This window comes from Rhodococcus pseudokoreensis (assembly GCF_017068395.1).
Lineage (GTDB): Bacteria > Actinomycetota > Actinomycetes > Mycobacteriales > Mycobacteriaceae > Rhodococcus_F > Rhodococcus_F pseudokoreensis.
In genome coordinates this window covers 2,392,858-2,419,693 of record NZ_CP070619.1, presented here as the reverse complement: position 1 = coordinate 2,419,693, position 26,836 = coordinate 2,392,858, and the positions used below count along the sequence as shown (strand labels likewise).

28 protein-coding genes are annotated in these 26,836 nt (G+C 67.6%); 14 read left to right on the top strand and 14 right to left on the bottom strand.

Features of this window, described 5'->3' with window-relative positions; genetic code table 11:
• The first annotated feature begins 78 nt into the window (after nucleotides 1-78).
• From JWS13_RS16455 to JWS13_RS16445, 3 genes are all read left to right on the top strand, one after another.
• The gene (locus JWS13_RS16455; RefSeq protein ID WP_206006601.1) at nucleotides 79-978 is read left to right on the top strand and encodes a L,D-transpeptidase; all 900 of its coding nucleotides are present in this window, start codon (nucleotides 79-81) and stop codon (nucleotides 976-978) included.
• A gap of 58 nt (nucleotides 979-1,036) precedes the next feature.
• On the top strand, nucleotides 1,037-1,882 hold the full coding sequence (locus JWS13_RS16450) for a carbohydrate ABC transporter permease (protein WP_420855048.1): 846 nt from the start codon (nucleotides 1,037-1,039) through the stop codon (nucleotides 1,880-1,882).
• Between the two features lie 110 nt (nucleotides 1,883-1,992).
• Nucleotides 1,993-3,057, top strand: a complete 1,065-nt coding sequence (locus JWS13_RS16445; protein WP_206006600.1) for an ABC transporter ATP-binding protein — start codon at nucleotides 1,993-1,995, stop codon at nucleotides 3,055-3,057.
• Between the two features lie 4 nt (nucleotides 3,058-3,061).
• On the opposite strand, the gene JWS13_RS16440 is transcribed toward JWS13_RS16445, so the two are convergent.
• The 3 genes from JWS13_RS16440 to JWS13_RS16430 form a co-directional block, all read right to left on the bottom strand.
• Nucleotides 3,062-5,011 (bottom strand): M13 family metallopeptidase, encoded by a 1,950-nt coding sequence (locus JWS13_RS16440; protein WP_206006599.1) that lies wholly within the window; start codon nucleotides 5,009-5,011, stop codon nucleotides 3,062-3,064.
• Between the two features lie 76 nt (nucleotides 5,012-5,087).
• Complete coding sequence (locus JWS13_RS16435) at nucleotides 5,088-6,050, bottom strand: intradiol ring-cleavage dioxygenase (protein ID WP_206006598.1); 963 nt, start codon at nucleotides 6,048-6,050, stop codon at nucleotides 5,088-5,090.
• 92 nt (nucleotides 6,051-6,142) lie between these two features.
• On the bottom strand, nucleotides 6,143-6,907 hold the full coding sequence (locus JWS13_RS16430) for a pirin family protein (protein WP_206006597.1): 765 nt from the start codon (nucleotides 6,905-6,907) through the stop codon (nucleotides 6,143-6,145).
• Nucleotides 6,908-7,250: 343 nt separating this feature from the next.
• On the opposite strand from JWS13_RS16430, the gene JWS13_RS16425 reads away from it, so the two are divergent.
• Nucleotides 7,251-7,427 carry a hypothetical protein gene (locus JWS13_RS16425; RefSeq protein ID WP_206006596.1) on the top strand — a complete coding sequence of 59 codons (177 nt, stop codon included), beginning with the start codon at nucleotides 7,251-7,253 and terminating at the stop codon, nucleotides 7,425-7,427.
• A gap of 67 nt (nucleotides 7,428-7,494) precedes the next feature.
• Here the strand turns inward: JWS13_RS16425 and couM are convergent, their stop codons facing one another.
• From couM to couN, 3 genes are read right to left on the bottom strand one after another with little or no spacing between them, the layout of a single operon-like run.
• Nucleotides 7,495-7,968, bottom strand: a complete 474-nt coding sequence (couM, locus tag JWS13_RS16420) for a MaoC family dehydratase (RefSeq protein ID WP_206006595.1) — start codon at nucleotides 7,966-7,968, stop codon at nucleotides 7,495-7,497.
• A gap of 29 nt (nucleotides 7,969-7,997) precedes the next feature.
• The gene (gene couO, locus JWS13_RS16415) at nucleotides 7,998-8,888 is read right to left on the bottom strand and encodes a 4-hydroxyphenyl-beta-ketoacyl-CoA hydrolase (RefSeq protein WP_206006594.1); all 891 of its coding nucleotides are present in this window, start codon (nucleotides 8,886-8,888) and stop codon (nucleotides 7,998-8,000) included.
• Entirely contained in the window at nucleotides 8,885-9,796 is a 912-nt protein-coding gene (gene couN / locus JWS13_RS16410) for a 4-hydroxyphenyl-beta-hydroxyacyl-CoA dehydrogenase (RefSeq protein WP_206006593.1), read from the bottom strand. The genes couO and couN overlap by 4 nt, the downstream gene beginning before the upstream one ends.
• A 114-nt stretch (nucleotides 9,797-9,910) precedes the next feature.
• Between couN and couR the strand changes: the two genes are divergently transcribed.
• The 5 genes from couR (at nucleotide 9,911) to JWS13_RS16385 (ending at nucleotide 15,014) form a co-directional block, all read left to right on the top strand.
• Nucleotides 9,911-10,351, top strand: coding sequence for a MarR family transcriptional repressor CouR (gene couR, locus JWS13_RS16405; RefSeq protein ID WP_124395249.1), 441 nt, complete (start codon nucleotides 9,911-9,913; stop codon nucleotides 10,349-10,351).
• 6 nt (nucleotides 10,352-10,357) lie between these two features.
• Nucleotides 10,358-10,834 (top strand): DUF3237 domain-containing protein, encoded by a 477-nt coding sequence (locus JWS13_RS16400; protein WP_206006592.1) that lies wholly within the window; start codon nucleotides 10,358-10,360, stop codon nucleotides 10,832-10,834.
• A gap of 6 nt (nucleotides 10,835-10,840) precedes the next feature.
• A complete protein-coding gene (locus JWS13_RS16395) occupies nucleotides 10,841-11,746 on the top strand; it encodes a LysR family transcriptional regulator (RefSeq protein ID WP_206006591.1) in 906 nt (301 codons plus the stop codon).
• A gap of 176 nt (nucleotides 11,747-11,922) precedes the next feature.
• Nucleotides 11,923-13,248, top strand: coding sequence for an MFS transporter (locus tag JWS13_RS16390; protein WP_206006590.1), 1,326 nt, complete (start codon nucleotides 11,923-11,925; stop codon nucleotides 13,246-13,248).
• Nucleotides 13,245-15,014 carry a CocE/NonD family hydrolase gene (locus JWS13_RS16385; protein WP_206006589.1) on the top strand — a complete coding sequence of 590 codons (1,770 nt, stop codon included), beginning with the start codon at nucleotides 13,245-13,247 and terminating at the stop codon, nucleotides 15,012-15,014. The genes JWS13_RS16390 and JWS13_RS16385 overlap by 4 nt, the downstream gene beginning before the upstream one ends.
• Nucleotides 15,015-15,057: 43 nt before the next feature.
• Here the strand turns inward: JWS13_RS16385 and JWS13_RS16380 are convergent, their stop codons facing one another.
• From JWS13_RS16380 to JWS13_RS16350, 7 genes are all read right to left on the bottom strand, one after another.
• Complete coding sequence (locus JWS13_RS16380; protein WP_206006588.1) at nucleotides 15,058-15,642, bottom strand: DJ-1/PfpI family protein; 585 nt, start codon at nucleotides 15,640-15,642, stop codon at nucleotides 15,058-15,060.
• A gap of 29 nt (nucleotides 15,643-15,671) precedes the next feature.
• Entirely contained in the window at nucleotides 15,672-17,210 is a 1,539-nt protein-coding gene (couL, locus tag JWS13_RS16375) for a p-hydroxycinnamoyl-CoA synthetase (RefSeq protein WP_206006587.1), read from the bottom strand.
• 41 nt (nucleotides 17,211-17,251) lie between these two features.
• Nucleotides 17,252-18,580, bottom strand: a complete 1,329-nt coding sequence (couT, locus tag JWS13_RS16370) for a p-hydroxycinnamate MFS transporter (protein WP_206006586.1) — start codon at nucleotides 18,578-18,580, stop codon at nucleotides 17,252-17,254.
• A gap of 173 nt (nucleotides 18,581-18,753) precedes the next feature.
• A complete protein-coding gene (gene couH, locus JWS13_RS16365; protein WP_206006585.1) occupies nucleotides 18,754-19,920 on the bottom strand; it encodes a dihydro-p-hydroxycinnamoy-CoA dehydrogenase in 1,167 nt (388 codons plus the stop codon).
• Nucleotides 19,921-20,025: 105 nt separating this feature from the next.
• Nucleotides 20,026-20,181 carry a DUF6131 family protein gene (locus JWS13_RS16360; RefSeq protein ID WP_005263616.1) on the bottom strand — a complete coding sequence of 52 codons (156 nt, stop codon included), beginning with the start codon at nucleotides 20,179-20,181 and terminating at the stop codon, nucleotides 20,026-20,028.
• 31 nt (nucleotides 20,182-20,212) lie between these two features.
• Entirely contained in the window at nucleotides 20,213-20,419 is a 207-nt protein-coding gene (locus JWS13_RS16355) for a hypothetical protein (RefSeq protein ID WP_072947562.1), read from the bottom strand.
• A 56-nt stretch (nucleotides 20,420-20,475) separates the two neighbouring features.
• Nucleotides 20,476-20,982 (bottom strand): hypothetical protein, encoded by a 507-nt coding sequence (locus JWS13_RS16350; RefSeq protein ID WP_206006584.1) that lies wholly within the window; start codon nucleotides 20,980-20,982, stop codon nucleotides 20,476-20,478.
• Between the two features lie 143 nt (nucleotides 20,983-21,125).
• Here JWS13_RS16350 and JWS13_RS16345 point away from each other — a divergent pair, with 143 nt between their 5' ends.
• A complete protein-coding gene (locus JWS13_RS16345; protein ID WP_206006583.1) occupies nucleotides 21,126-21,764 on the top strand; it encodes an alpha/beta hydrolase family protein in 639 nt (212 codons plus the stop codon).
• Nucleotides 21,765-21,805: 41 nt separating this feature from the next.
• On the top strand, nucleotides 21,806-22,702 hold the full coding sequence (locus JWS13_RS16340; protein WP_206006582.1) for an alpha/beta fold hydrolase: 897 nt from the start codon (nucleotides 21,806-21,808) through the stop codon (nucleotides 22,700-22,702).
• A 35-nt stretch (nucleotides 22,703-22,737) separates the two neighbouring features.
• Here the strand turns inward: JWS13_RS16340 and JWS13_RS16335 are convergent, their stop codons facing one another.
• Entirely contained in the window at nucleotides 22,738-23,325 is a 588-nt protein-coding gene (locus tag JWS13_RS16335) for a phosphoribosylanthranilate isomerase (protein WP_206006581.1), read from the bottom strand.
• A 67-nt stretch (nucleotides 23,326-23,392) separates the two neighbouring features.
• Between JWS13_RS16335 and JWS13_RS16330 the strand changes: the two genes are divergently transcribed.
• The 3 genes from JWS13_RS16330 to JWS13_RS16320 all read left to right on the top strand — a co-directional run bounded on the left by JWS13_RS16330 (nucleotide 23,393) and on the right by JWS13_RS16320 (nucleotide 26,774).
• Entirely contained in the window at nucleotides 23,393-24,697 is a 1,305-nt protein-coding gene (locus JWS13_RS16330) for an alpha/beta hydrolase (protein WP_206006580.1), read from the top strand.
• A gap of 27 nt (nucleotides 24,698-24,724) precedes the next feature.
• Nucleotides 24,725-25,450, top strand: coding sequence for an ABC transporter substrate-binding protein (locus tag JWS13_RS16325; RefSeq protein ID WP_206006579.1), 726 nt, complete (start codon nucleotides 24,725-24,727; stop codon nucleotides 25,448-25,450).
• An 85-nt stretch (nucleotides 25,451-25,535) separates the two neighbouring features.
• Nucleotides 25,536-26,774, top strand: coding sequence for an acyl-CoA dehydrogenase family protein (locus JWS13_RS16320; RefSeq protein ID WP_206006578.1), 1,239 nt, complete (start codon nucleotides 25,536-25,538; stop codon nucleotides 26,772-26,774).
• Nucleotides 26,775-26,836: the final 62 nt, after the last annotated feature.

The following is a 26,836-nucleotide window of genomic DNA, read 5'->3' as shown; positions in this document are numbered from 1 at the left end:
TGTGTGTTAATGGCAGTGCGCGATTGGTAGGTCCGTCGGGGACGCGCGTTGTACACGTCGTCGAACGAGAGTGGTCATATGGGCAAGTCAGGAATCTGGTCGTCACGCGTCGCTGTCGCACTGACCGGGGCCGTCGTCTCCGGAACTGCGCTGGTCGGGGCCGCACAGGCCGCACCGCTGTTTCCCGGTGGACCGGAGATTCCGAGTCTTCCCACCCTGCCCGGTCTGCCCGGCACGCCGCAGCTCCCGCTGCCCGAACCGGCACCGGCGCCCGCGAACTTCTCGGCCCCGTCCCTCAACCCGGGTGCGGGCGAGGTCGTGGGTGTCGCGCAACCGGTGATCATCCGCTTCAACGAGGCCATCGGCGACCGCGCCGCCGCCGAGAAGGCCATCAAGGTCACCACCAGCCAGCCGGTCGAGGGCGGCTTCTACTGGATCAACGACAGCCAGGTGCGCTGGAAGCCCACCGAGTTCTGGCCCGCGAACACCGAGGTCACCGTGGACGCCGGCGACGCGCACTCCACGTTCACCATCGGTGACGCATTCGTCGCGACCGCCGACGACAACACCAAGCAGATCACCGTCACCCGCAACGGCGAGGTGGTCAAGACCATGCCGACGTCGATGGGCAAGGTCGATCACGAGACGCCGAACGGCACGTACATCATCGGCGACAAGTTCCGTGACATGTACATGGATTCCTCCACGTACGGGGTCCCAGTCGACTCCGCCGAGGGCTACCGCACGTACGTCGAGTACGCCACCCGTATGTCGTACAGCGGCATCTTCGTCCACGCCGCACCGTGGTCGGTGAACGCCCAGGGCAACACGAACGTCAGCCACGGCTGCCTCAACGTCAGCACCGAGGACGCCAAGTGGTTCTACGAGAACTCGAAGAAGGGTGACGCCGTCGTCGTCCAGAACACCGCGGGCGGCACGCTGAACGGCTCCGACGGTCTCGGCGACTGGAACCGCTGAATCTGATCCGAACACGCACTTCCCGTGGCCCGCACAGTTCAATGTGCGGGCCACGGCAATTTACCGGCTATTCGTAAACGGTCGTCAGACTGCCGAAGTGAGATCGAGTCCGGAACGAACCCTGCCGTCGCCGGGACAGCAGGGATTCCTCGGGCGTCCGTGGCGGGACTACGCGCTGTTCGCGGCGCTGGTGGGCCCCAATCTGGTTCTGCTCGTTCTGTTCACCTACCGCCCGGTGGTCGACAACATTCGGCTGTCGTTCTTCGACTGGAACATCGCCGACCCCGCCGCCACGTTTGTCGGCAACACCGTCGTGTTCACCGCCGCGACCGTCGTCGGATCGATGGTCGCCGGTCTCGCGCTCGCCGTGCTGCTGGACCGTAAGCTGCACGGACGCAACCTTGTTCGATCCTCGATCTTCGCGCCGTTCGTCATCTCCGGCGCCGCGATCGGGGTGACGTTCCAGTTCGTGTTCGACCCCCGGTTCGGGCTGATCCAGGACCTCCTGCACCGCGTCGGGGTCGACTCCGTCCCCGACTTCTACCAGGATCCGCACTGGGCGCTGTTCATGGTCACGGTCACCTATATGTGGAAGAACCTCGGCTACACGTTCGTGATCTACCTTGCGGCGCTGCAGGGTACGCGACGCGAACTGGCGGAGGCCGCGGAGATCGACGGGGCGAGCGGGTGGACGACGTTCCGCCGGGTCGTTCTCCCGCAGTTACGTCCGACCACGTACTTCCTGTCGATCACGGTGATGCTGGGCTCGCTTCAGGTGTTCGACATCGTCAATGTGATGACCAGGGGCGGCCCGCTCGGCGCCGGCACCACCATCATGTTCCTGGCCCTGCTCGGAATCACCGTCTACCAGGTGCGGATCATGGATCACGGGGACGGCCGGTGACCGCGGGAGCCGTGCGCGAGCGGCTCGCCGGTGTCGGGGAACAACTCCAGCACATCGTCGACCGCCAGATCACCCCCCAAACTGCCCCAGTAGGAGGAGAAAGAACATTCATGGCCAACGTGCAGTTCGCGGGTGTCACCCACCGCTATTCCGGAGCCGACCGGCCTGCGGTCGATCGGCTGGACCTCGACATCGAGGACGGCGAGTTCCTCGTGCTCGTGGGTCCGTCCGGGTGCGGTAAGTCGACGAGCCTGCGGATGCTGGCCGGCCTCGAAGCCGTCGAGGCGGGCCGGATCGAGATCGGCGGCGCCGACGTCACCGCGCTGCCGCCCCGGGCGCGGGACGTGGCCATGGTGTTCCAGAGTTGCGCGCTGTACCCGAACATGACCGTCGCCGACAACATGGGGTTCGCGCTCCGCAACGCCGGCGTCGGGAAGTCCGAACGCACCGCGCGGGTGCTGGAAGCGGCGCGGATGCTCGAACTCGAACCGCTGCTCGGTCGCAAACCGGCGAAACTGTCCGGCGGGCAACGCCAACGGGTCGCGATGGGCCGCGCCGTCGTGCGGCACCCCAAGGTGTTCTGCATGGACGAACCGCTGAGCAACCTCGACGCCACACTGCGGGTGAGCACCCGCTCGCAGATCGCGGGGCTGCAGCGGAGGCTCGGCACGACCACCGTGTACGTCACCCACGATCAGGTGGAGGCCATGACGATGGGAGACCGGGTGGCCGTCATGCGGGACGGTCGTCTCCAGCAGGTCGCCCGGCCACGCGATCTGTACGACAACCCGGTCAACACGTTCGTCGCCGGGTTCATCGGCTCCCCGGGCATGAATCTCATGGACACCCCGATTCGCGACGGCGTCGCCGAACTCGGAGACCTGCGTATTCCCGTGCCGCACTCTGCGATCGGGGACGGCTCCGTCATCGTCGGAGTGCGCCCGGAGTCGTGGACGCTGGTCGGGTCGTGGCGTAAGGACTCGTACACCGTCGAGACCGACCTGCTCGAGGAACTCGGTGCCGAGTCGTTCGTGTACGCGTCCGGCACGTCCGGGAAGGTGGTGGTGCGGGTGGATCGCACCCGCACCGTCGCCGCGGGGGAGAGGGTGCACCTGCGGCCGAAGCCCGGCGAGGTGTACTTCTTCTCCGCGGCGACGGGCGACCGTCTGCGGTAGCCGGCTACCAGATCTTGACGCGCTTCTCCGGATCCAGATACAGGGCGTCGCCGGGCTGGACGTCGAACGCGTCGTGGAAAGTGTCCAGGTTGCGGATCACGCCGTTGCAGCGGAACTCCGGCGGCGAGTGCGGGTCGACGGCGAGCCGGCGGAGTGCCTCCGCGTCCCGGGCCTTGGTGCGCCACACCTGCGCCCAGCCGAAGAACACCCGCTGGATCCCGGTCAGGCCGTCGAGGACCTCCGGATCGGACCCGTCCGTCGCGATCCGGTACGCGGCGATGGCGATGGACAGGCCACCGAGGTCGCCGATGTTCTCGCCGATGGTGAACTCGCCGTTCACCGTGTGCCCGGGCAGCGCCTTCGGCTCGAACGCGTTGTACTGCTCGATCAGCGCCTTCGTGCGCTTGCCGAACTCGGTCCGGTCGTCGTCGGTCCACCAGTCGATCATGTTGCCGTCGCCGTCGTACTTGGCGCCCTGATCGTCGAAGCCGTGGCCGATCTCGTGACCGATGACGGCACCGATACCACCGTAGTTGGCGGCGTCGTCGGCCGCGGCGTCGAAGAACGGCGGCTGCAGAATGGCTGCGGGAAAGACGATTTCGTTCATGCCCGGGTTGTAGTAGGCGTTGACCGTCTGCGGTGTCATGAACCATTCGTCGCGGTCGACCGGGCCACCGAGCTTCGCGAGATCGCGGTCGTACTCCGCCGCGTAGCCGCTGCGGTAGTTGCCGACCAGATCGTCGCGGGAGATGGTGACGGCCGAGTAGTCCCGCCACTTGTCGGGGTACCCGATCTTCGGCGTGAACTTCTCCAGCTTGCGCAGCGCGGCCTGCCGGGTCTCCGGGCTCATCCAGTCCAGGTCGGAGATGTTGCGCCGGTACGCCTCCTGTAGATTCGCGACGAGTTCCTGCATGCGGGCCTTCGCGTCCGCCGGGAAGTGCCGCTCGACGTACAGCTTGCCGACGGCCTCGCCCAGCAGATCCTGGACCAGGGACACGCCGCGCTTCCAGCGGTCACGAATCTCCTCGGCACCGGTCAGGGTCTTGCCGTAGAACGCGAAATTCTCCTCGACCAGCGCCTCCGTGAGATACGGGGCGCGGGAGCGGATGACGTTCCACGTCGCCCACGCCTTCCAGTCGTCGAGATCCTGGGACGTCCACAGCCCGGTCAGGGTGGTGAGGTAGTCGGGCTGGCGGACCACGATCTCGGCGAACTGCTCCGACGTGCCCCCGAGCGCGCCGATCCACGAAGACCAGTCCAACCCGGCGGGCAGCTGGTCGAGGGTGAGCAGGTTGTAGCTGAGCTCGGCATCGCGGCGCTTCACGACGTCCCAATGGCCTGCCGCGATCTTCGTTTCCAGGTCGAACACGCGCTGCGCGTCGTAGTCGACACCGGCGAGGGCGAACATCTTCGCGATGTGCGCCACGTACGCGGTGCGGATCTCCGCATGGTCGTCCTGGCGGTAATACGACTCGTCGGGCAGGCCGATGCCGGCCTGACTGAAGTGCACGAGGTAACGCGCGGAGTTCTTGGCGTCCGTGTCGACGTAGTGACCGACCGCGCCGCCGACCCCCGTGCGCTGCAGGCGCCCGATGACGGCGGCGAGGACGGAGCGGTCGGCGGCCGAGGCCACGTCGGCGAGCTCCCCGGCGATCGGAGCGAGCCCCGCCGCCTCCACGACGTCTGCGTCCATGAAGCTGCCGTACAGATCGCCGATGCGCTGCGCGTCGGTACCCGGGGTCGCGCCGGAGCCCGCCGCCTCCTCGATGATGTTCTGGACGTCGACCTCGGCCTTGTCGTAGAGCGTGCGGAACGCGCCGTCGATCGCCCGGTCCGCGGGAATCTCGTATTCGTCGATCCACTTGCCGTTCACGTGAACGAACAGGTCGTCCTGGGCGCGGGTGTCGCTGTCGAGGTGGGTGAGGTCGATGCCGGAGCGCTGAGCCGTGGTCATGCGTTCCATCCTTACACCGTTCCGCGCCGACAGGTCCACCACTGCGCTCAGGGCGAAACAAAGGACCGGGGATCGGTCAGACGTCGACGCCGAGGTTGATCGCCGCGAGGTAGCCGTCCGACTGCTTGGCGACGGTCAGCAGGCCCGCGTCGTCGTAGATGCTGTCGGTGGCGTTGGTCACGTTGCTCTCGCGCCCGGTGTGATCGGAGTACGGCGCCGTCGCATACACCTCGTCGAGCAGGGCCTCGTCGAAGAACAGCTGGGTGGTGAGCACCGTCTTCTTGTCGATGTGCACCTTGAGGTGGATGTGGGTGGTCCGGCTGATGTACCAGCCGGGGAAGACGGTGGTGAACTGGGCGATGCCGTTCGCGTCCGTCGTCTGGGCGCCGCGCAGGTAGGTGCCGTCGTCCGTGGTGGTGGCCTCGCTGTCGCCGACACTGTAGGACCCGTCGGACGTCTCACCCGAACCGCCGGACATGTCGCCGCCGGGTCCGCCGGGACCACCGGCCGGGGGCTGGCCGCCGGGACCGCCGGGTCCGCCTTCCGGCGGCTGGCCGCCGCCACCGGGCGCGCCGTTGCCGCTGAGGTCCGCGGCCTTCGAACCCGACTCGAAGCCGGAGTACACGCCGCCCGCGTCGCAGTGCCAGATCTCCACGACGGCATTACTCACCACCGCGGCGGAACCGTCCGCGGAACAGTTCGTCAGGTCCTGCACCCGCAGTGCGAGCTGCAGGTTCGTCCCCGGCCGGTCTTCGCGGATGTCGCTGCGGATGGAGTCGACGTCGAACCAGTACGGCCCCTGCGTCTCCTCGACGGCCATCACGCACTGCGGCGCCTGGTCGAGCAGGGCCGTCACCGCGTCGGCGCTCGTCGGCGTCGCGCTCGACGCTGCCGCGGTCGACGTGGCCGACGCCGCCGTGCCGCTGCTCCCGTTCCCGGTGCAGGCGGCGATGAGCCCACCCAGACTCACCGTTCCCCCGACCGCAAATGCGCGGCGGCGGCTGATGCGCAGTCGGCTCTTCTCGACGTCCTTGTTCACTGTGGATACCTCTCCATGATCGGGCTGTGCCCCCGATCGTGGCGCACGAACCTGCGCGCGGCGTTCCGTCCGGCTGTGAACTTGCTGGGAACTCAGCCGCCGAGGCGGGCGTGCATCTCCCAGACGAGCACCTCGGCGCCGGAGTGGGAGGAGATCTGCTGGCCACCGGAGGCGCTCAACCGGACGGCGTCGCCCTCGTACAGGGTGCCGACACCCTCCATCTCCGCGGTGCCCCGGGCGACGAACACGTGGAGGAACGGCGCTTCGGGAAGGGTCACCGGTGCGCCGGGGAAGATTCGCGCGACATGCAGCGCCGCGTGCTTGTTGTTGATCCGGATCGCCGAATTGTCCTTGTATTCCGGCATTCCGGACGCAACGGGCACCAGCCCGCCCTTGAGGATCTCGTCCTCGATCTCGAGTTGTTCGTAACTCGGGGCGAGTCCGGGTTCGTCGGGTACCACCCACATCTGGACGAAATGCACCGGCTCGTGGTGCTGCTCACCGGCGAGGCGCCAGCTGTCGTTCTTCTCGGAATGCATGGTCCCCTTGCCTGCGCTCATGCGTTGCGCCAGGCCGGGATAGATGATGCCGGAGTGGCCGATCGAGTCCTGGTGGACGAGCGAGCCGCGCAGCACCCAGGTGACGATCTCCATGTCCTTGTGCGGATGGGTGTCGAATCCCTGACCGGGGAGCACCGTGTCGTCGTTGTTGACGAGGAGCAGTCCGTGGTGCGTGTTGTCGGGGTCGTAGTGCTGGCCGAAGGAGAACGAGTGCTTCGAATCCAACCAGGAAATCTTGGTTTTCAGCCGATCGCCGGCGCGATGAACGTAGACGTGCGGTGTGGTGACTGCTGGCATATCGGTCCTCCTTCGGGTGGTACCGGTCCAGAGTACGAGGTGCCGGCTGCGGGTTCTCGCAAGACGGTGTCGATTGTGCATCGAATTCATCGCCTACTCGTCGCGGTGGAGGTGCCCGCGTCGATCCCGAAATGAGGTTGCGCAGTGCGGCATTGGAGCATCTATGGCCCGTAAGGCGCTGCTCGGCAACGGGTTTCGGCGACGATCCGAAATGTGTGAAAGACGGCCGTCCAGTTCGTACCGTGACGAATGCCCGCTCCCGCCGGGCCCGCGGCGTACAGTTCGAATTGTGCGTCCAGGAGTCGCAGGATTGCGGCACGTCGCACCCGGCGGAAGGAGCGTGATGAAGGCGAATCCGGATCGACACGATCAGCTCCCCGAACACCAGCGGATCGCAGACCTCGTCGACGACATGGAAGACCGGCTGGCGGCCGAACGCGAGGCGAAGGGAATCGCCGGCAACGCGTCCGAGCGCAAGCAGGAGGAGCAGGTCGAGCCCGACGACCAGGCGCCCGAGTAGGTCGTGCGGCTCCGCCGCCCGTGAGTACTTGTTAACCGCCCGACGTTAATAAGTACTCACGGGTGGGTTACTCGAAGAAGCGGTACACGGCCTCGACGACTACCGCGGGTCGCTCGCTGCCCTCGAGTTCGATCTGCCCCGCGATCGTCACCTGGACGCCGCCCTTGGGCAGTTCCTCGACGGACTGCAGCGTCGCGCTGAGCCGGACACGCCCCTCGGCGGGCACGGGGTTGGTGAACCGGACCTTGTTCAGCCCGTAGTTGACGGCCATGGTCACGCTGTCGACGGTCAGGATCTCGTCCCACATGGGGATGATCAGCGACAACGTGAGGTACCCGTGGGCGATGGGTCCGCCGAACGGGCTCTCGGCCCGGGCGCGTTCGGGGTCGACGTGGATCCACTGGTGGTCGTCGGTGGCGTCGGCGAACGTGTCGATCCGCTGCTGCGGGATGTCGATCCACGAGCTGGTGCCGAGCGACGTGCCCTCGAGCGCGGCGAGGTCGGCGAGGGTGGCGACCCGGGTGGTGGTGGCGGTGGTCATGAGTGCTCTCCTGGTTCGGTGGGGCAGGGTCAGTGCTTGATGCCGAGGACGCGCAGCGCGTTCTGTTTGAAGATCAGCGGGGCGACCTCCGGTTTGATGTCGAGGTTCTCGAAGTCGGTGATCCAGCGGTCGACCTGGATGACGGGGAAGTCGGATCCGAAGAGCACCTTGCCGCGGAGCATGCTGTTGGCGGCCTTGACCAGCTGCGGCGGGAAGTATTTCGGCGACCATCCGGACAGGTCGATGTAGACGTTGGCCTTGTGGGTGGCGATGGAGATCTGTGCGTCGACCCACGGGACGGCGGGGTGGGCCATGATCACGGTGAGGTCGGGGAAGTCGGCGGCGACGTCGTCGAGGAGCATCGGGTCGGAGTAGCGCAGCTTGATGCCGTGGCCACCGGGCAGGCCGGCGCCGATGCCGGTCTGGCCGGTGTGGAAGAGGGCGGGGACCCCGGCCTCGGTGATGGCGTCGTAGAGCGGGTAGAACCGGCGGTCGTTGGGCTCGAATCCCTGCATGCTGGGGTGGAATTTGAAGCCCTTGACGCCGTAGTCGTCGACGAGGCGGTGGACGCGGCGGACGGCGGCCTTGCCCTGCCAGGGGTCGACGGAGCCGAACGGGATGAGGACGTCGTTGTGGCGGGCGGCGCCTTCGGCGATCTCTTCGACGGAGTTCGCGGCGTGTCCGCTGGCGGAGGCGGCGTCGACGGTGAAAACGACTGCGGCCATGTTGCGGGCCCGGTAGTGGTCGGCGACCGCGTCGATGGACGGGGTGCGCTCCTCGCCGGATTTGAAGTACTTTTCGGATGCGGCCATCAGTTCGTCGTCGAGGGAACGGTGTCCGCAGCCGTCGATCTCGATGTGGGTGTGGATGTCGATGGCGTCGATCGTGTCGAAGTCGATGCCGTACTCGTAGCGGCTCACTTGGCCATCAGCTCCTCAGGAAATTCCTCGCCGACGGATTGGACGGAATCGCCGAACGTCCGGGTCCACCGGGCCGCGATGTCGTCGGCCGACCAGCCGCCGTCCTGGTACTCGACGGCGGTCAGTTCGGGATGCGACCACAGGGCGAGGCGGTCGCCGCCGACGGCGAACGCCTGCCCGGTGATGTCGGCTGCGGCGTCCGAGGCGAGGAACGAGATGATGCCCGCGGCGTCGTCGGGGGTGCCCATGCCGACCTCGCGGCGGATGATGCCGGGCAGCGGTTCGCCGTTCTTCATGCCCTCGATGTAGGGGGCGAGGAAGGGAATCGTTTCGGTCATCGCGGTGGCGGCGACGGGGCAGACGGCGTTGGCGGTGATGCCGGCGCGTTGCAGTTCGAGCGCCCAGGTGCGGACCATGCCGACGATGCCGGACTTGGCGCCGGAGTAGTTGGTCTGCCCGAAGTTGCCGCGCTGGCCGGCGGGGGAGCCGATGCAGATGATGCGGCCACCGTCGCCCTGTTCCCGGAAGCGCAGGACCGCTTCGCGGACGCAGGTGAATGTGCCGCGCAGGTGCACGTTGATCACGGCGTCGAAGTCGTCGTCGGTCATCTTCCACAGCACCTTGTCGCGGAGGATGCCGGCGTTGGTGACCATGACGTCGAGGCGGCCGAACGCCTCGACTGCTCCGGCGACCAGTTTCCGGGCGGTCTCGGTGCTGCCGACGGGGGCGACGACGGCGACGGCGCGGCCGCCGGCGGCGGTGATCTCGGCGACGGCGGCGTCGGCGGTGGCCTGGTTGACGTCGTTGATCACGACCGCGGCGCCGTGGCGGGCGAGGTCCTTGGCGTAGGCGAGCCCGAGGCCCTGTCCGCTGCCGGTGACGACGGCGACTTTGTCGGTGAGGTCCATGTCGTGATTCTCCTAAGGTCGTGTTCGCTGAATCACACATAATCATTGATGATTGAGAAAGTCAATCATTAAGATCTGCTACTCTAGCGACACTCATCGGAAGGGGGTCGTCGCATGACAGAGGCGCAGGCGTTATCAGACGACATCGGGTTCCTGCTCTCCCGCGTCGGCGGAATGGTGCTGGGCTCGGTGAACAAGGCCCTCGTTCCCACCGGACTGCGGGTGCGGTCCTACTCGGTCCTGGTCCTCGCCTGTGAACAGGCCGAGGGCGTCAACCAGCGCGGAGTGGCCGCCACCATGGGCCTCGACCCCAGCCAGATCGTGGGACTCGTCGACGAACTCGAGGAACGCGGACTCGTCGTGCGCACCCTCGACCCCTCCGATCGCCGCAACAAGCTGATCGCCGCGACCGACGAGGGCAGGCGGCTCCGCGACGACGCCAAGGCCCGCGTCGACGCCGCCCACGGACGCTATTTCGAGGGCATCCCCGAATCGGTCGTGAATCAGATGCGGGACACGTTGCAGAGCATCGCCTTTCCCGCACGTCCCGAGTAGGGCACGATGACCGACCTGCTCGCCCCGGCCCCGCCCGGCCTGTCGTTCCTCGCCACGTTCGTCGTGCAGGTCGCCGATCCGGTGGAGATCGGATCCACACCCGAAGGCACTCGCCGCATCATCCCCATCGTCGGGGGACGCGTCGAGGGCCCCGAACTCCGCGGCACCGTGCTGCCGGTCGGGGCGGACTTCCAGGTGCTCAGCTCGTCCACGCTCACCGAACTCGAGGCGAAGTACGCGATCGAGACCGACGACGGCGACCGGATCTACGTCACCAACTTCGGGCTTCGCTCAGGCACCCCGGAAGACATCGCCCGGCTGGTCGCGGGCGAGCCCGTGCCGCCCCAGCGCATCTACTTCCGCTGCACGCCGCGGCTCACCGCCGCCGAGGGCCGGTGGTCGTGGCTGCGCTCGCGGATCCTCGTCGGCACCGGTGAACGCCTGCCCGGCGAGGTCCGGGTCACGGTGTTCGTGGTGGACTGACCGGCCGTGGAAATCCGCTGGATGAAGTCGTTCGTGGCGGTCGCCGAGGAACTCAACTACGGCCGGGCCGCGGAGGTGCTGCACATCGCGCAACCGGCGGTGAGCCAGCAGGTGCAGCACCTCGAGAAGCGCCTCGGTGTGAAACTGTTCGACCGCACCACGCGATCGGTCCGGCTCACCGCGGCGGGGGAGCGCTTCCTGCAGCCGTGCAAGGACGCCCTCGCCGGGATCGACCGCGCCGTCGACGCCGCGGTGATCGCGGATCCGGAGGTCGAGGGGCGCGTCCGGGTCGGCTTCAGTGGAGCGTACGGGCAGACCGAATTGTCCTCTCTGGCAAGGTCGGTGCGCCGCCGGTACCCCCTGATCGACCTCGTCCTCGAGGGGGCGACGGTGAGTGGCCAGATCCTCGACGAGATCTGGGAGGGGCAACTGGACCTCGGGATCGTCTCCGACGCGGTCTCGCACCCCCACGTGCTCACGCGGCAGATCTCGGTGGAATACCTCAGCGCGCTGCTCCCGAGCGATCACCCACTCGCCGAACGGAAGTCGATCGACCTCGCGGAACTGCGCGAGGAAACGTTCGTCGCGAACCCCGCCGCCACCGGATCCACGCTCCGCCGCGATCTGCTCGCCGCGTGCCGGGATGCCGGGTTCACACCGAACATCGTGCAGGAGACCACCGACGGCATCGTCCTGACCGCCCTCGTCGCGGCAGGGGTCGGCGTGGCGCTCGTGCCCGGCGACGTGCAGACGTATCCCAATCGGGTGGTGCTGATCCCCCTCGACGCCGGACGATTCGAAGTCCGGGCGGCGCTGGCCTGGTCGGACCGTCCCGTGTCGCCCGTCGTGCAGACGGTTCTCGACCTCGCCGCCGAGGTGCTGCCGACGCCGGGCACCGTCCCCGACGAGTAATAAAGATCGGTTATCAATCACTGCCGATACTGCTCTTGGACGGTGATCGGTTTCTTTGGCAGAGTCTCCCTCGGCGGCAACGGATGTGACCTGGACAACTCCCGGTCCCCGGTGTCGCACCCACCTCGAGGCCTCTCCGAACTCCCGGAAGCCCTTCACCTTCAGGTAGGAACCACATGACTTCCACATTCGACGGCCGCGCCCTACGCGCCGACACGAGCGCCCGGTCGCCCCACGCGCGCCGGGCCGCCCTGGCCTCCTTCGTGGGCAGCACACTCGAGTACTACGACTTCTTCATCTATGCCTCCTTCTCCGCGCTCGCGTTCAACACCCTGTTCTTCCCGGATCTCGGTTCGTTCTGGGGCACCATCGTGTCGATGGCGACGATCGGGATCGGGTACGTCGTCCGGCCGCTCGCGGCCCTCGTCTTCGGGCACTTCGGGGACACGCTCGGACGCAAGCGGATGCTGGTGGTGACGCTCGTGATGATGGGCGTGGCCACGTCCCTCATCGGCTGCCTGCCCACCTACGGGGCGATCGGCGTCGCGGCGCCGATCCTGCTGGTCCTGCTCCGGGCCGTCCAGGGCGCGTCGGCGGCCGGCGAATCGGCGGGAGCGGCGTCCCTGGCCCTCGAACATGCACCCGCAGGCCGTCGTGCGCTCGCGGCGAGCTGGGTGAACACGGGTGCGGCCGCCGGCATGCTGCTGGCGTCGCTGGTGGTCCTGGTGTTCTCCGGGCTGCCGGAGGACGCATTCCTCGACTGGGGATGGCGTATCCCGTTCCTGCTCAGCATGTTCGTCGCACTCGCCGGCCTCGTGATCCGCCGGATGTTGCCCGAGAGCGAGGTGTTCGAGGAGGCCGTGGTCGCCGACGGGCCGAAGGAGATGCCGGCGAAGGTGATCTTCCGCGACCACTGGCCGAGCGTGCTGCGGGTCGTGGGCTGCGGACTGTTCGCGGTCGTGTCTACCATCTTCAGCGCCTTCGCCCTATCGTGGGGCACCCACGAGGCCGGTGTGTCCCGGACCGTCATGGTGGGCGCCACGGTCCTCACCGCCGCGCTCGCCCTCGTCGCGCAACCCGCCGCCGGGATTCTCGCCGACCGGATCGGCCGCAAACCGGTCTTCATCACCGGCAACCTCGTCTGCGCAGTCTCCGTCTCGGGGTTCTTCTGGGCGATCAGCCAGCGTTCGACGGCCCTGATCCTGATCACCGCGTGCATCGTGATGGTGGTCGGCTACTCGCTCGTCAACGCCATCGGGCCCGCGCTGTACGCCGAGATGTTCGAGACGCGCATCCGGTACTCGGGCATGGCGATCTCCGGGCAGCTGGCCCTGGTGGCCACCGGATTCGCCCCCACCATCGCCGCGGCTCTCGTCCGGCCCGGACCGAACGGCTGGATACCGGTGGCCGCGTTCACCGCGGGCTGCTGCCTGTTCAGCGCCCTCACCACCCTCACGGTCCGCGAAACCTACCGGACCAGCACCACCGACCTCGGCAAATGACCCATCTCCCGTCGAAAGCGACCGAAACCGTGAAACACGATGTACTGATCGAGAACGACGTCGAGGCGAGAATGCGGGACGGCGTCGTCCTCCGCTCGACCGTCTACCGCCCGAATGCACGCGGCCGCTTCCCGGTGCTGCTCACCCGCACCCCGTACGGCCGCGACCTGTCCGTCAACTCCGGTTACCTCAACCCCACGACGGTCGCGGCAGGCGGATTCGTGGTGATCATGCAGGACGTCCGCGGCCGGTTCGGGTCCGACGGCGACTTCGTGCCGTCCGAGAACGAAGGTCCGGACGGCTACGACACCGTGCAGTGGGCCGCCGAACTGCCGTACTCGACCGGAGCCGTCGGCATGTGGGGACGGTCCTACTTCGCCGAAACACAGTGGCGCGCAGCCCAGGAGAAACCGCCCGCCCTGCGCGGCATCGCCCCGGGAATCTCGGCAGGCGGCAACGCGCGGTCCGGCGGGCTCGTGCGCGGGGGCGCGGTCGAATTCGGCGCCCGGATCGGGTGGGGGCACCTGTCGGCCGGACCGGCCGAGATCGCGAAACTGTCCCGGACGGATCCGACACGTGCAGAACGGGAATGGGAGGCGTGGGCGCGGATCGATCGGGCGATGTCCGAGGACGCGTTCTTCGACGCCCTGCCCCTGCGCGACCTGGCGGCCGACGCCCCCGCGTTCTTCGCGTCGCCGATCGTCGAATCGCTCGGATTCTCGATCGACCACCCCAGCCGTGATCTGTGGGACAGCGCCAGCGACCGGTCCGTCGACCTTCCCACGCTGCACATCGGCGGGTGGTACGACATCTTCGTCAACAGCACCCTCGACCAGTATTTCGGCCAACTCGCCCACAGCGATTCCGGTGCGGCCCCCACGCCGTACCTGATCGTGGGTCCGTGGAGTCACACCAACTTCTCCGGGCTCGGCGGGTCGGTGGTGTTCGGCAGTCCCGCCAACCAGGCGGTGCTCGACTCGGGTCAGGACCTGTCGTCGGTGCACGCGCAGTGGTACGCGGCGGTTCTCGGCGACGAGGAACCCGACCTGCCGCGGGTGCGGATCTTCGTGATGGGGGAAAACCGGTGGCGGACATACGACCGCTTCCCGGAGCCCACCCGCACCGCGGACCTGTTCCTCGCCCCCGGCGGAAGCCTTGCCGCGGAAGCGGAGCGGACGGAAGGACGCGTCGACTACGACTACGACCCGGCGGATCCGGTGCCGACGGTCGGTGGGGCGACGATGATGCCGGGAACGTGCGCACCCGGCGCCCTGGAACAGAGCCGGGTCGAATCCCGCGACGACGTCCTCGTGTTCACCGGCGAGGCCCTCACCGAACCGCTGACCGTGATCGGCCGGGTGTCCGCGACACTGTTCGCGTCGTCCAGTGCCGTCGACACCGACTTCGTCGTCAGGCTGTGCCGGGTCACGGCGGACGGCACGTCGATCACGCTCACCGACGGCATGGTGCGCGCCCGGTACCGCGACTCCTACCGGACCCCGGGGGCGTACACGTCCGCCGAGCCGAGCCTGCTCGAGCCGGGGGAGGTGTACGAGTACGCGATCGACCTGTGGTCGACGGCCGTCACGTTCCAGCCGGGTGAGCGCATCCGCGTCCAGGTGACGTCCAGCAACCACCCCCGCTGGGACCGCAACCTCAACACCGGTGAATCCGCCTACGAATCAGACGAATTCGTGGTCGCCCATCAGGTCGTGCACACCGGCGCGCGGTACCCGAGCCGGGTGTCGCTGCCGGTCGTGCACTGACGCACCCGTGAGTACTTGTTAACCGCGGGACGTTAACAAGTACTCACGGGGCGAAGCCATCGTATTGAATGTACCGACGCACCTCGCGCGCCCGCTCCGCTCCGGCGAAGCGGGCGACGAGGTGCAATGCCATATCGATGCCCGCGGACACGCCTGCCGAGGTGATAACGCCGCCGTCGTCGACGAACCGGTCGTCCGGCCGCACGGCGATGCTCGGGTCGATCTCCGCCAGCAATTCCAGCGACGCCCAGTGCGTCGTCGCCGGCCTACCCTTCAGCAGGCCGGCTTTCGCGTAGACCAGGGCACCCGTGCACACGCTGGCCATCAACGGGACCTCGGCGCGCTGTCTGCGGACCCAGCCGAGATGGGTGTCGTCGAGCAGTTGTGGCCGCGTGCCCTGGCCGCCCGGATGGATCAAGACGTCGAGCGGCGGGGCGTCGGCGTAGGAATGATGCGCGCCCAGGACGAGCCCCTTGGCGCACTGCACACTCCCGCCCGATGCGGACAGGCAGAATACGGCGTAGCCGTCGTCCGGGTACATCCGCGTCCACGCGGACAGCACCTCCCACGGCCCGACGGCGTCCAACTCCTCGACGCCGTCGAACAACACGATCCCGATGTGCTTCACCCTGAAATGCTACCGCCCGTGAGTACTTGTTAACCGCCGGACGTTAACAAGTACTCACGGGCGGAGGTTCGCAAGTCGGGCTTGCGGATCTTGCCGGTGGCGGTGCGGGGGAGTGCCTCCGCGATCCGGATGAACGTGGGAATCTTGAACCCCGCGAGCTTCTCTCGCAGCCGTGCGCGCACCGTGTCCTCGTCGAGGGCGGTGCCGTCGGCGGCGACGACGAACGCCATGCCGGTCTCGCCCCACTTCTCGTGCGGGACGCCGATCACCGCCGCCTCCCGGATGCCGTCCAGCTTCAGCAGCGCCGCCTCGACCTCGGCGGGGTAGACGTTCTCTCCGCCCGAGATGTACATGTCCTTGTAGCGGTCGCAGATGAAGAGGAAACCGTCGTCGTCGAAGTAGCCGGCGTCGCCGGTGTGCAGCCAGTCGTTCACGATGGTGCGGCCCGTCGCCTCGGGCTGGTTCAGGTAGCCGAGCATCACGTTCGGTCCCTTCGCGACGATCTCACCGATCTCGTTCGGTTCGGCGCTCGACCCGTCCGGACGGACGACGTCGACGTCGGTGAAGAACGTCCGCTTGCCTGCCGATCCGACCTTCGCGCGGACGTCGTCCCCCGACAGCATGGTCACCGACGGCGCGGTTTCCGTCAGACCGTACGCCTGCGCGATCGCGACGCCGCGTTCCTGCCACGGCGAGATCAGCGCTTCGGGCAGGGGAGCCCCGGCGACGCAGATGGCCCGCAGGCTGGACAGGTCGGCGCCCGCGAACCGGGGGTGGTGCCACAGTTCCTGAATCATCGTGGGGACAGCGAAGAACGTGGTGATGCGTTCCTTCTCGATCGTGTCGAGGACGGCGCCGGCGTCGAACTTGCGCAGCAGCACGACGGTGCCCCCGGACAGCAGCGTCGGTGTGACGGCCCCGCCGATACCGCCGATGTGGAACAGCGGCGCCACCGACAGCGTGCGTTCCTTCGACGTCATGTCCTGGGCGAGAAGCTGGTTCATGGCGTTCCACAGCATGTTTCCGTGGCTGAGCATGACGCCCTTCGGTGCGCCGGTGGTGCCCGACGAGTACATGAGCACCGACAGGTCGTCGAGACCCACCTGCTCGTCGATCCGGCTGTCCGGCTGCCCGGCGCGCATCCCCTCGTAGGTATGGGCGGACCACGAGTCGCCCAGCCCGATCCAGGTGGTGACCGGGGACTCCGACTGCGCCAGTTCCTGCGCGACGTCCGCCTGCTGATCGCCGAAGATCACTGTGGTGCAGCGGGAATCGCCGAGCACGTAGCGCGCTTCTTCGGCGGTGAGGCGGGCGTTGAGCGGGAGGTACGTGGCGCCGAGCAGCCCAGCGGCGAACATCACCTCGAGCGCCGCGGGGTCGTTGAACCCGAAGAAGCCTACGCAGTCACCCTTCTCGACGCCGAGGGCGCGCAGGCCGTGGGCGAGCCGGCGGGTCCGCAGGGCCATCTCCTCGTAGGTGACGGCTCGTCCGTCGAAGACGAGTGCCTCGTTCTTCGGCGTCATGGTGATGCGGCGCTCGAGCCACGAGCCGATACCTTCGTTGTCCATGGTGACTCCTCGTTCTCTTCGAAACTACTCTCGGGCTCGGGTCAGGCCGACGGGGCGTCGGCGCTCAGGTCGTTGTCCTTGCTTTCCTTCGTCGCGAGAAGGAAGACGGCGCTGACCACGCACAGTGCGATGACGAACAGCCCGACCGGGACGATCGACTTGCCGGACGACGCGAACAGAGACGCCAGGATGACGGGGGTGAATCCCGCGCCGACGAGCGTGGCCAGCTGGTATCCGAGCGACGCGCCGGTGTAGCGCGCGCGGGTACCGAACTGCTCGGAGATGAATGCGGCCATCGGCCCGTAGGTGGCCGAGTGGCAGATGGTGTACCCGACGAAGGCGAGTGCGATGAACAGGAACTGTCCCGTGCCCAGCAGCAGGAACAGCGGGTAGACGCTGAGGATCATCGCAGCGAGACCCGCGAGCATGACCGGCCTGCGGCCGATCCGGTCGGACAGTCGCGCCGATCCGAGGACCAGGAAGATCGCACAGAACTGGCAGAAGGAGAACGCCAGCAGCGCGTCGGATCGCTGGGCGCCGCTCGACACGGCGTAGGTGATGGCGAAAGTGGTGAACGCGGTCTGCATTCCGAAGCTCGCGATGCAGCTCATCGACGCCACGACGACCGCGCGGGGCCGCTTCAGGATGGTGACGATGGGCGGGGTGGTCTCCTTCGCGGCCGATTCCTTCAGCGCCGCCGTGAACAGCGGGCTCTCCGACACCTTGGACCGGACGAACAGGCCGAGGGCCAGCATGAGTGCCGAGATCAGGAACGGGATGCGCCAGCCCCACGTCAAGAACTGCTCGTCGGGCAGCAGCGACACGGCGGCCAGGGCGAGGGTGCCGAGCAGTGCACCGGTCGGCGCACCCGCGTTGGTGAACGCCGCGGCGAACCCGCGCTTGCCGGATTCGGCGTGCTCGAGTGACATCAGCGCTGCGCCACCCCATTCGCCGCCGACGGCGAGGCCCTGGCAGACACGGAGGAGGACGAGCAGCACCGCCGCCCAGGACCCGATCATCTCCGGCGGGGGAATGAGCCCGATCGCGAACGAGGCGATGCCCATGACGGTCATGGAGATCAGCAGCATCGCCTTCCGGCCGACCGTGTCGCCGAAGTGGCCGAAGACGATTCCACCCAGCGGGCGTGCGACATAGCCGGCGGCGAACGTTCCCATCGACGCGATGGTCGCGGCAAGGGGGTCCAGGCCGGCGAAGAACACAGGACCGAAGACGAGGGACGCCGCGGTGGCGTAGAGCAGGAAGTCGTAGAACTCGATGGTGCTGCCCAGGTAGCTCGACAGGAGCACCCTGCGAACTTCCTTCTTGCGTCGGGTGGCCGACATGGTGCCGGCGGTGGCGGTGACCGTCATCGATACTCCTTGGCCGAGCGTGGGACAACAGAGCGGGGCGCGCGTGTAGCGCGGATCACAATTAAACATTAATCATTGAAGTTGTCAATGGAAGAGATTGCCAACGCTTTGAGTGCCGTAGTCGCGAACGGACTACTGTTCACGCGAATCACTCTGGCGGGCAACCGGACCCGTCAGGACCGCGTGAGCCTGCGCCCGATGATCTCCTTCATGATCTCGGTGGTGCCGGCGTAGATCGGGCCGCCGCGGCAGTCGAGATAGTCCTGCGCGACGTCGTACTCGCGCATGTATCCGTAGCCGCCGTGCAGCTGGACCGCCCGCTGGACGACCCGCTGCTGCAGCTCGGTGATCCACCATTTCGCCATCGCCGCGGTCACCTCGTCGAGCGTGCCGTGCGCGGCGTCGAGGATGCAGCGGTCGGTGAAGCACTGTGCGATCTCGATCTCGGTGGCGAGTTCCGCGAGGTAGAAGCGGTTGGCCTGGAAGTCGGCCACTCGCCGGCCGAATGCCGTGCGGTCGCAGCTGTACGTCAGGGCCTTGTCGAACGTGCGTCGCATCGACGCCATGGACGTGACGGCCACGCTGAGGCGCTCCTGGGGCAGATTGTGGCGCAGGTAGCCGAAGCCCTCGTTCGGTTCGCCGAGGACGTTCTCGCGGGGGACGTGGACGTCGTCGAACACGAGCTCGGCGGTGTCCTGCGCGCTCAGCCCAACCTTGTGTAGCGGGCCGTTGCGAGTGAATCCGTCCATTCCGGCCTCGACCACCAGTAAGCTCATGCCCTTCTTCCCTGCGGCCGGATCCGTCTTGGCCACGACGATCACGAAGTCGGCGAGCATGCCGTTGCTGATGAAGATCTTGGTGCCGTTCAGGACGAGGTCGTCGCCGTCGACGACGGCGGTCGTGGAGATCGCGGCCAGGTCGCTCCCGGCGCCCGGCTCGGTCATGGCGATCGCGCCGATCTTCTCGCCGGTGCACAGGGGTGTCAGGAATCGGTGCTTCTGCTCCTCGTTCGCCAGCGAGGCGAGGTAGGGCGTGACGAGGTCGTTGATCCCGGCCAGGCTCATCACCACGGCGGGCGCCCCGACGCGGCACAGTTCTTCGATGACGATGGCGTTGAACCGGAAGTCGTCGGTTCCGCCGCCGGCGAATCGCTCCTCGACGTTGATCCCGAGGAGTCCGAGCTTGCCGGCCTGACGGTAGACGTCCCGGTCGACCTGTCCCGCAGCCGCCCATTCGTGAAGGAATGGCGCGACGTCGCGTTCGGCGAACCGGCGCACCGTGTCCCGGAACGCGTCGTGATCGGCGTCGAAGATGGTCCGTTCCAGTGCAACCGGAGACATTGAAAGGTTCCTTTCGTCGGCAGGGGTGCGTCGCACGCCTGCGTACCGAAAGGAACCTATCTATCAATCATTGAAGATGTCAATGATCAGGGACGGTCGCCGGCGTCAATACCAGTATTTCCGCCCCCCGACCGCGCGGCCCGTCGTGCCCAGCAGCAGAAGAACGAGGCCGATGACGAGCAGGATGATTCCGATCGTCGTGAGAATCGAGATCCCCGCGACGAGGCCGATGACGAGCAGGATGATTCCGAGAACGATCACGGTCTTCCCTCTTTCCGTTTGCTGCTAGGGACTACTGACTCGGTTGCGGCACTTCACAATCGATCTTCGGGTTCACGCCCGCATAGTTGAGCGGTCCGGCGATCACGGTGACGGCGATCGTTCCGGCGCTGGCACAATCGGCCTGCGCGTCCTTGAAATAGCCGCGCTGGAACACGGCGATGGCGCCGATGATCAGCCAGATGATCACGATCAGCGACAGGAGCCGTCCGATACGCATTTCCGACCTCCCGTGTGGGCACCGGCCCGGGCCGGTGAGCCTGTCGTACTCGAACGCTACGTCGACGAGGTGTCGGTCGGCTTCGCGTGTGCTCCATGGGTATTCGTGGAACTCGTGCCGTCGGTCCGGGCGTTGGCCGGTCCGCCGTCGGTGGTCCGAGCGTCCGCGGTCCGGGGATCGGTCGTGCGGGCGTCGTTCGACGCGGCACCCGTCGTCTTGACCTGGGGATCGAGCTCGTCCGCCCTCTTCCATTCCTGCTTCAGGTCGTCACGGGACGTGGTCGCCGTGTTCTGGTGGGTCTGCGCATCGACCTGCAACCTCTTGGCCTCGGCGGCCTTCGCCTCCGCCTCTGCCTGGGCCTTCCGTGCGTTGGCCGCGGTCTCCTCCGCGAGCGCCTCGCGCTTCTCGACGACGGACGTCTGCTCCTGCGCTTTCGCGCGGATGCTGTCGGCCTCCTGGTGGCGGCGCTCGTTCCGCTTGCGCGATGCCGCAATGAGCAGCGCGGCCACGGCGAGTACGACGACGATCGCGACGATGATCCAGATGATGGTCATGGTGTCCATTGGCTACTCCCAGCAGTCGTGTTGTTGAAGTACCCAGCCCGCAAACACGGCAAACAGACCGTGAGCCAATCGCAATCAACACGGGATTTTGGGCACAGAACGGTCCTGTAGCGGAAACCGGCACGGCCCGGCTTTCCACTACCGTGAACCGCATGAGCGAGTTGCTGGAACGCGACGGCGTGCGCGGACATCTCCACCGCCCCGCGGGAGACGCGTCGGCCGGGCTGGTCCTGACGCACGGAGCGGGAAGTGACTGCGACACAAAGCTGTTGCGTGCCTTGACCGAGGGGTTCGTGGAGCGGGGAGTGGTGGTCCTGCGGTTCGACCTCCCGTTCCGTCAGCGCCGCGCGTCGGGCCCGCCGCACCCGTCGAAGGCGGCGGAGGACCGGGAGGGCATCGCGGCCGCGGTGTCCGTGATGCGGGAGTTGGTGCCGGTGCCGGTGTGGGCAGGTGGGCACTCGTACGGCGGGCGTCAGGCGTCCATGCTCGCCTCGGAGCGTCCGGGTCTCGTCGACGCCCTGCTCCTGCTGTCGTACCCGCTGCATCCACCGGCCAAGCCGGAGAAGCTCCGCACCGAACACCTGCCCGGCCTGCACACCCCGGCCGTCGTGGTGCACGGGTCGAAGGACCCGTTCGCGACCCCCGACGAAATGCGGTCGGCACTCGCACTGATTCCCGCTTCGACGACGCTCGTCGAACTCGAGGGCGCGCGGCACGATCTGGCCCCGGACAGGTTCCCGGTGGTCGAACGCGCGGTCGCGGCCATGCTCGACCTTCGGTAGGGCGGCCGGGAGCGCCCGCACGTGGTCGGTATGTTCGGTGAATGAGCAACGTGCAGACGGACGCGCCCCACTGGTTCACCACGGCAGTGGCGGCCCCGGTCGACATCGGCCGCGTGGACGTCGCCGGCGCGGAGGTCCACTACCGCGCGTGGGGTCCGACGGGCACTCCCGGACTCGTGCTCGTCCACGGCGGCGCCGCCCACAGCCGGTGGTGGGACCATGTGGCGCCCATGCTGGCCACGGGCCGCCGCGTCGTCGCGCTCGACCTGACCGGGCACGGTGACAGCGACCGACGCCGGGAATACGGACTGGAACGGTGGGCGGAGGAAGCACTCGCCGTGACCAAACCGGCAGGCATCTCGGGGGCGCCGGTGCTGGTCGGCCACAGCATGGGCGGCATGGTGTCGTACGTGGCCGCGCAACTGTTCGGCGAGGACCTGGCCGGTGTCCAGCTGATCGATTCGCCCGTCCTCGCGCGCACACCGGAAGAGGAAGAAGCGCGGAAGCAGCGGGCCTTCGGTCCGAAGAAGGTCTACCCGTCCCGGGAGGTGGCGCTGGAGCGGTTCCGGTTCGTCCCGCCGCAGGACACCGCGGTGCCCGCGGTCCTGCGCCATGTCGCGGAGACCTCGATGCAGGAGGTGGACGGCGGGTGGTCGTGGAAGTTCGATTCCTCGTTCTTCTCCCGCGAGGGCAGCGGCCATCTGGGCGCATCCGACCCGCGCTGCCGCCTCGCCTACTTCCGTGCCGAGAACGGAATCGTCACCGACGAGATGATGGACAGCATGCGCAGCCGGTTCGGGCCGACCGCGGTGGTCGTCGAGATCCCCGACGCCGGACACCACGTGATGATCGATCAGCCGCTCGCGCTGGTCGTCGGTATCCGGACGGTGCTCGCGTCGTGGGACGTGGAGGATTCCGTGGCCGGGATGCCGGACTGACTCGGAGGCCGCGCTGACTCAGGTTCCGGGCTGACTCAGTCGCCGGACCGCACGGCCGCGACGAACTGCTCGATCAGCGCCGCATCCTTGACCCCGCGGGACGATTCGACACCGCTCGACACGTCGACACCCCACGCGCCGGTCGCGTCGACGGCTGTCCGCACGTTGTCCGGATGAAGCCCGCCGGCGAGGATCCATTCGCCGTCGGGTCTGCTCTGGTTCGCCCAGTCCCAGGCCACGCCGGCCCCGGCGATGGCCCCGTCGACGAGGATGCGGTCTGCTCCGAAATCGCCCGACGTGTCACCGGCGACGACGGCACGGATCACGCCGAGCCCCGCCTCCCGCAACCGGGTGACGTCGTCGGCGGAGGTCAGGTCGTGCACCTGGACGGTGCCGAGACCTGCCGCGCGGGCGACCTCGATCACCTCAGACACGGAACTCCCCTTGAACACACCGACCGCGACGGTGTGGCCGGTGACCCGGCGGACCAGCGGTGCGGCGTCGTCGGGCGAGATCCGGCGGACGCTGTCGGCGAACACGAAACCCACGGCGTCCACGCCGAGGCGCACGGCCAGATCGACGGAGGCCTCGTCACGCAGACCGCACACCTTGATGAATGTCACGCCCGCAATTTTAACGCTCGCTCCGACTCGTCGACGCAGTGCGGGTTCGCGCTCTAGGCTTCGTGAGGTGGACTGGCTCAGCGACCTCAGCGTGATCACCGGGCCTCTGCCCTGGATCCTCACCGTGATCGGTGCGCTCGGTGTCGTGTGGCTGCTCGCCGCCCGCGCACCGTGGTACCGCAGGAAGGCGATTCCGATCTGCCTGGCCGTGTCGGTGGTCGTCACCGTCGTCCTGTACGTGATGGTCGAGAAGGTTCTCCGGCCGTTCCCCGACCCCATCGAGATCTCCATTTACGTGTGGATCGGTCTGGGGCTCCTGGCGATCATCCTGCTCGTGCCGCGGATCCGCGCCGGCCGGACGGTGAAGGCCGCCGTCGTGTCGGTGCTCGCGGTCATCGCCGTCCTCCTCGCGTCGGCGACGCAGATCAACCTGGTGTTCGACGCCTACCCCACGGTGGGCACGGCATTCGGGGCGGAACCGTTCGACCGGGTCCAGATGAACGACCTCGGCAGCGCCACCGAGAACGTGGTGACGGGAACACCGCTCGACGCGTCGTGGACGGCCCCGCCCGGGATGCCGTCCGAGGGGCGGGTCCTGACGGCGTCCGTTCCCGGGACGGCGTCGGGGTTCGCGGCCCGCGACGCCGAGATCTACCTGCCGCCCGCCTACTTCGCCAATCCGCGCCCGCTGCTGCCCGTGCTCGTGATGCTGGCCGGTCAGCCCGGCTCGCCGGAGGACTGGTTCGCCGGCGGAAAGCTCGCCACGACGATGAACGAGTTCGCCGCGAAACACGACGGGCTGGCCCCGATCGTGGTGGTGGCGGACGGCACCGGTTCGCAGATCGCGAACCCCCTGTGCACCGATTCGAAGCTGGGCAACGTGGCCACGTATCTGGCGAAGGACGTTCCGGCCTGGGTGAAGTCGAACCTGCAGGTGAACCCGGACCCGAAGGCGTGGGCGATCGGCGGCCTGTCCTACGGCGGCACCTGCTCGCTGCAGATGGCCACCAACCATCCCGACGTGTATCCGACGTTCCTCGACATCTCGGGTCAGGAAGCGCCCACCCTCGGCGACCACCAGCGCACCCTCGACGACGGATTCGGCGGTGACGAGGCGGCGTTCAAGAAGGTCAATCCGCTCGACCTGATGGCGTCGAACAAATACCCGGACACGGCCGGGGTCTTCGTGATCGGCAGCGACGACGACGCCTACAAGCCGGGGGCGCAGAAGGTCTATCAGGCTGCGAAGAACGCCGGCATGGACGTGCAGTACGTGGAAGTGCCGGGCGGGCACAGCTTCGCCGTGTGGTCCGCCGGGCTGGAGAAGGAATTGCCCTGGCTGGCACAGCGGTTGGGGCTGATCGGCTCGTAGGCATTCGCCACGGCGGAGAGGGGCGACATGACGGCGGCAGCGAAGGTACTGCGGGTGGGTTCGGCCCTGCCCGACCCGCCGTTCGAGTTCCGCGACGGTGCGGCGCCTGCGGGTTTCGACGTCGAGTTCACGCGGGCGCTCGCGCGGGAACTCGGCCTCGACTGGTCGCTCGTCCCGTACCGGGGCACCGACTTCAACGGCATCTTCGACGCACTGGCGGACGGCGAATTCGACTGCATCGCCTCGGGAACCACCGTGACGCCGGATCGGCGGGAGCGCGCCGATTTCTGCGCCCCGTACCTCGTGTCGGGTCAGTCCCTCGCCGTCGACACGTCCCGGCATCCCGGTGTGCGCGGGGTCGACGACCTGCGCGGCCTGACCGTGGGTGTCCAGCACGGCAACACCAGTCAGCCGATCGTCGATCGCCTGGTCGCGGAGGGCCGCGCGGGCGCGATCCGGGTGTATGCCTACGACCGGATCGGCCAGGCCCTCGACGACCTGTCCTCGGGCGGGTGCGACGCCGTCATGAAACTCGCGCCGGTCCTCACCTGGATGGTCCGGGACCGCCCGCACGTCGAGGTGGTCGAACGGGGCATCTCCCGGGAGGAGATCGCCGTCGCCGTCCGCACGGGTGATCACGCGCTGCGCGACCGCATCGAGTCGGCGCAGCGCGCCCTGGCCGCGGACGGCACCCTCGACCGGTTGCGGTCGACGTGGCTCGGGATCGGTGAAACGGAAGGCGGCTCGGCATGATTCCGTCCGGCGCACCTGTCCAAGAACAGGAACGTGTTCTATATTTGCGGCAACCCTTTGTCTCTCGGCGACTGGAGTGCCCGGCATGTATGAGTGGTCAGATACCGACCTGATGTTCCGCGACGCGATCCGCGGTTTCATCGACAAGGAGATTCGACCGCACGTCGACAAGTTGGAGACCGGTGAGCTGCCCCCGTTCGACATCATCCGCAAACTCTTCGCCACCTTCGGCCTGGACGAGATGGCCCGGGAGGCGCTGACGAAGTCCCTGGACCGCGAACGCAGTGGCGACGCCGCGTCCGGCGCGAAGGAGGAGAAATCCGGCGGTCTCGGCGGTGCGGGCAGCATGGGCGTCATCATGAACGCCGAACTGGCAGGCGTCAGCCTCGGACTCGTCGCCTCGCTCGGGGTGAGCCTCGGGCTGACGGCGGGCACCATCCGCAGCCGCGGGACGCTGGCGCAGAAGGAACGCTGGCTGCCCGGTCTGGTCACGTTCGAGAAGGTCGGCGCGTGGGCCATCACCGAGCCCGACTCCGGCTCGGACGCGTTCGGCGGCATGAAGTCCTACGTGCGCCGCGACGGCGACGACTACATCCTCAACGGGCAGAAGACGTTCATCACCAACGGGCCCTACGCCGACGTCATCGTCGTCTACGCGAAACTCGACGAGGGGGACGCGTCCGTCGACCGCCGCGACCGTAAGGTGCTCGCGTTCGTCCTCGACGCGGGTATGGAGGGCCTCACGCAGGGGGCGCCGTTCAAGAAGATGGGCATGAACTCCTCGCCCACCGGGGAACTGTTCTTCGACAACGTGCGCGTCACCCGCGACCGACTGCTCGGCGAGACGGAGGACGGCGGCAAGTCGGACGGCAAGTCCAGCGCGAAGGAGAACTTCGCGGCCGAGCGGATCGGTATCGCGTCGCTGTCGCTCGGCATCATCAACGAGTGTCACCGGCTGTGCATCGACTACGCCAAGTCTCGCAAGCTGTGGGGCAAGGAGATCGCCCAGTTCCAGCTCATCCAACTCAAGCTCGCCGAAGTGGAGATCGCGCGCATCAACGTGCAGAACATGGTCTTCAACGCCATCGAACGCACGGCGGCGGGGGATCGGGTGAGCCTCGCGGAGGCGTCGGCGATGAAGCTCTACTCGTCGCGGGCCGCCACCGAGGTGGCGATGGAGGCGGTGCAGTTGTTCGGTGGCAACGGCTACATGGCCGAGTACCGGGTCGAGCAACTCGCACGCGACGCGAAGTCGCTGATGATCTACGCAGGCAGCAACGAGATCCAGGTGACGCACATCGCGAAGGGCCTGCTGGCGATGTGAGGTCCGGACCCCGGGAACAAATGTCGTACGGCGTACGTTAGTGGGGTGTCGTCAACGAAAGG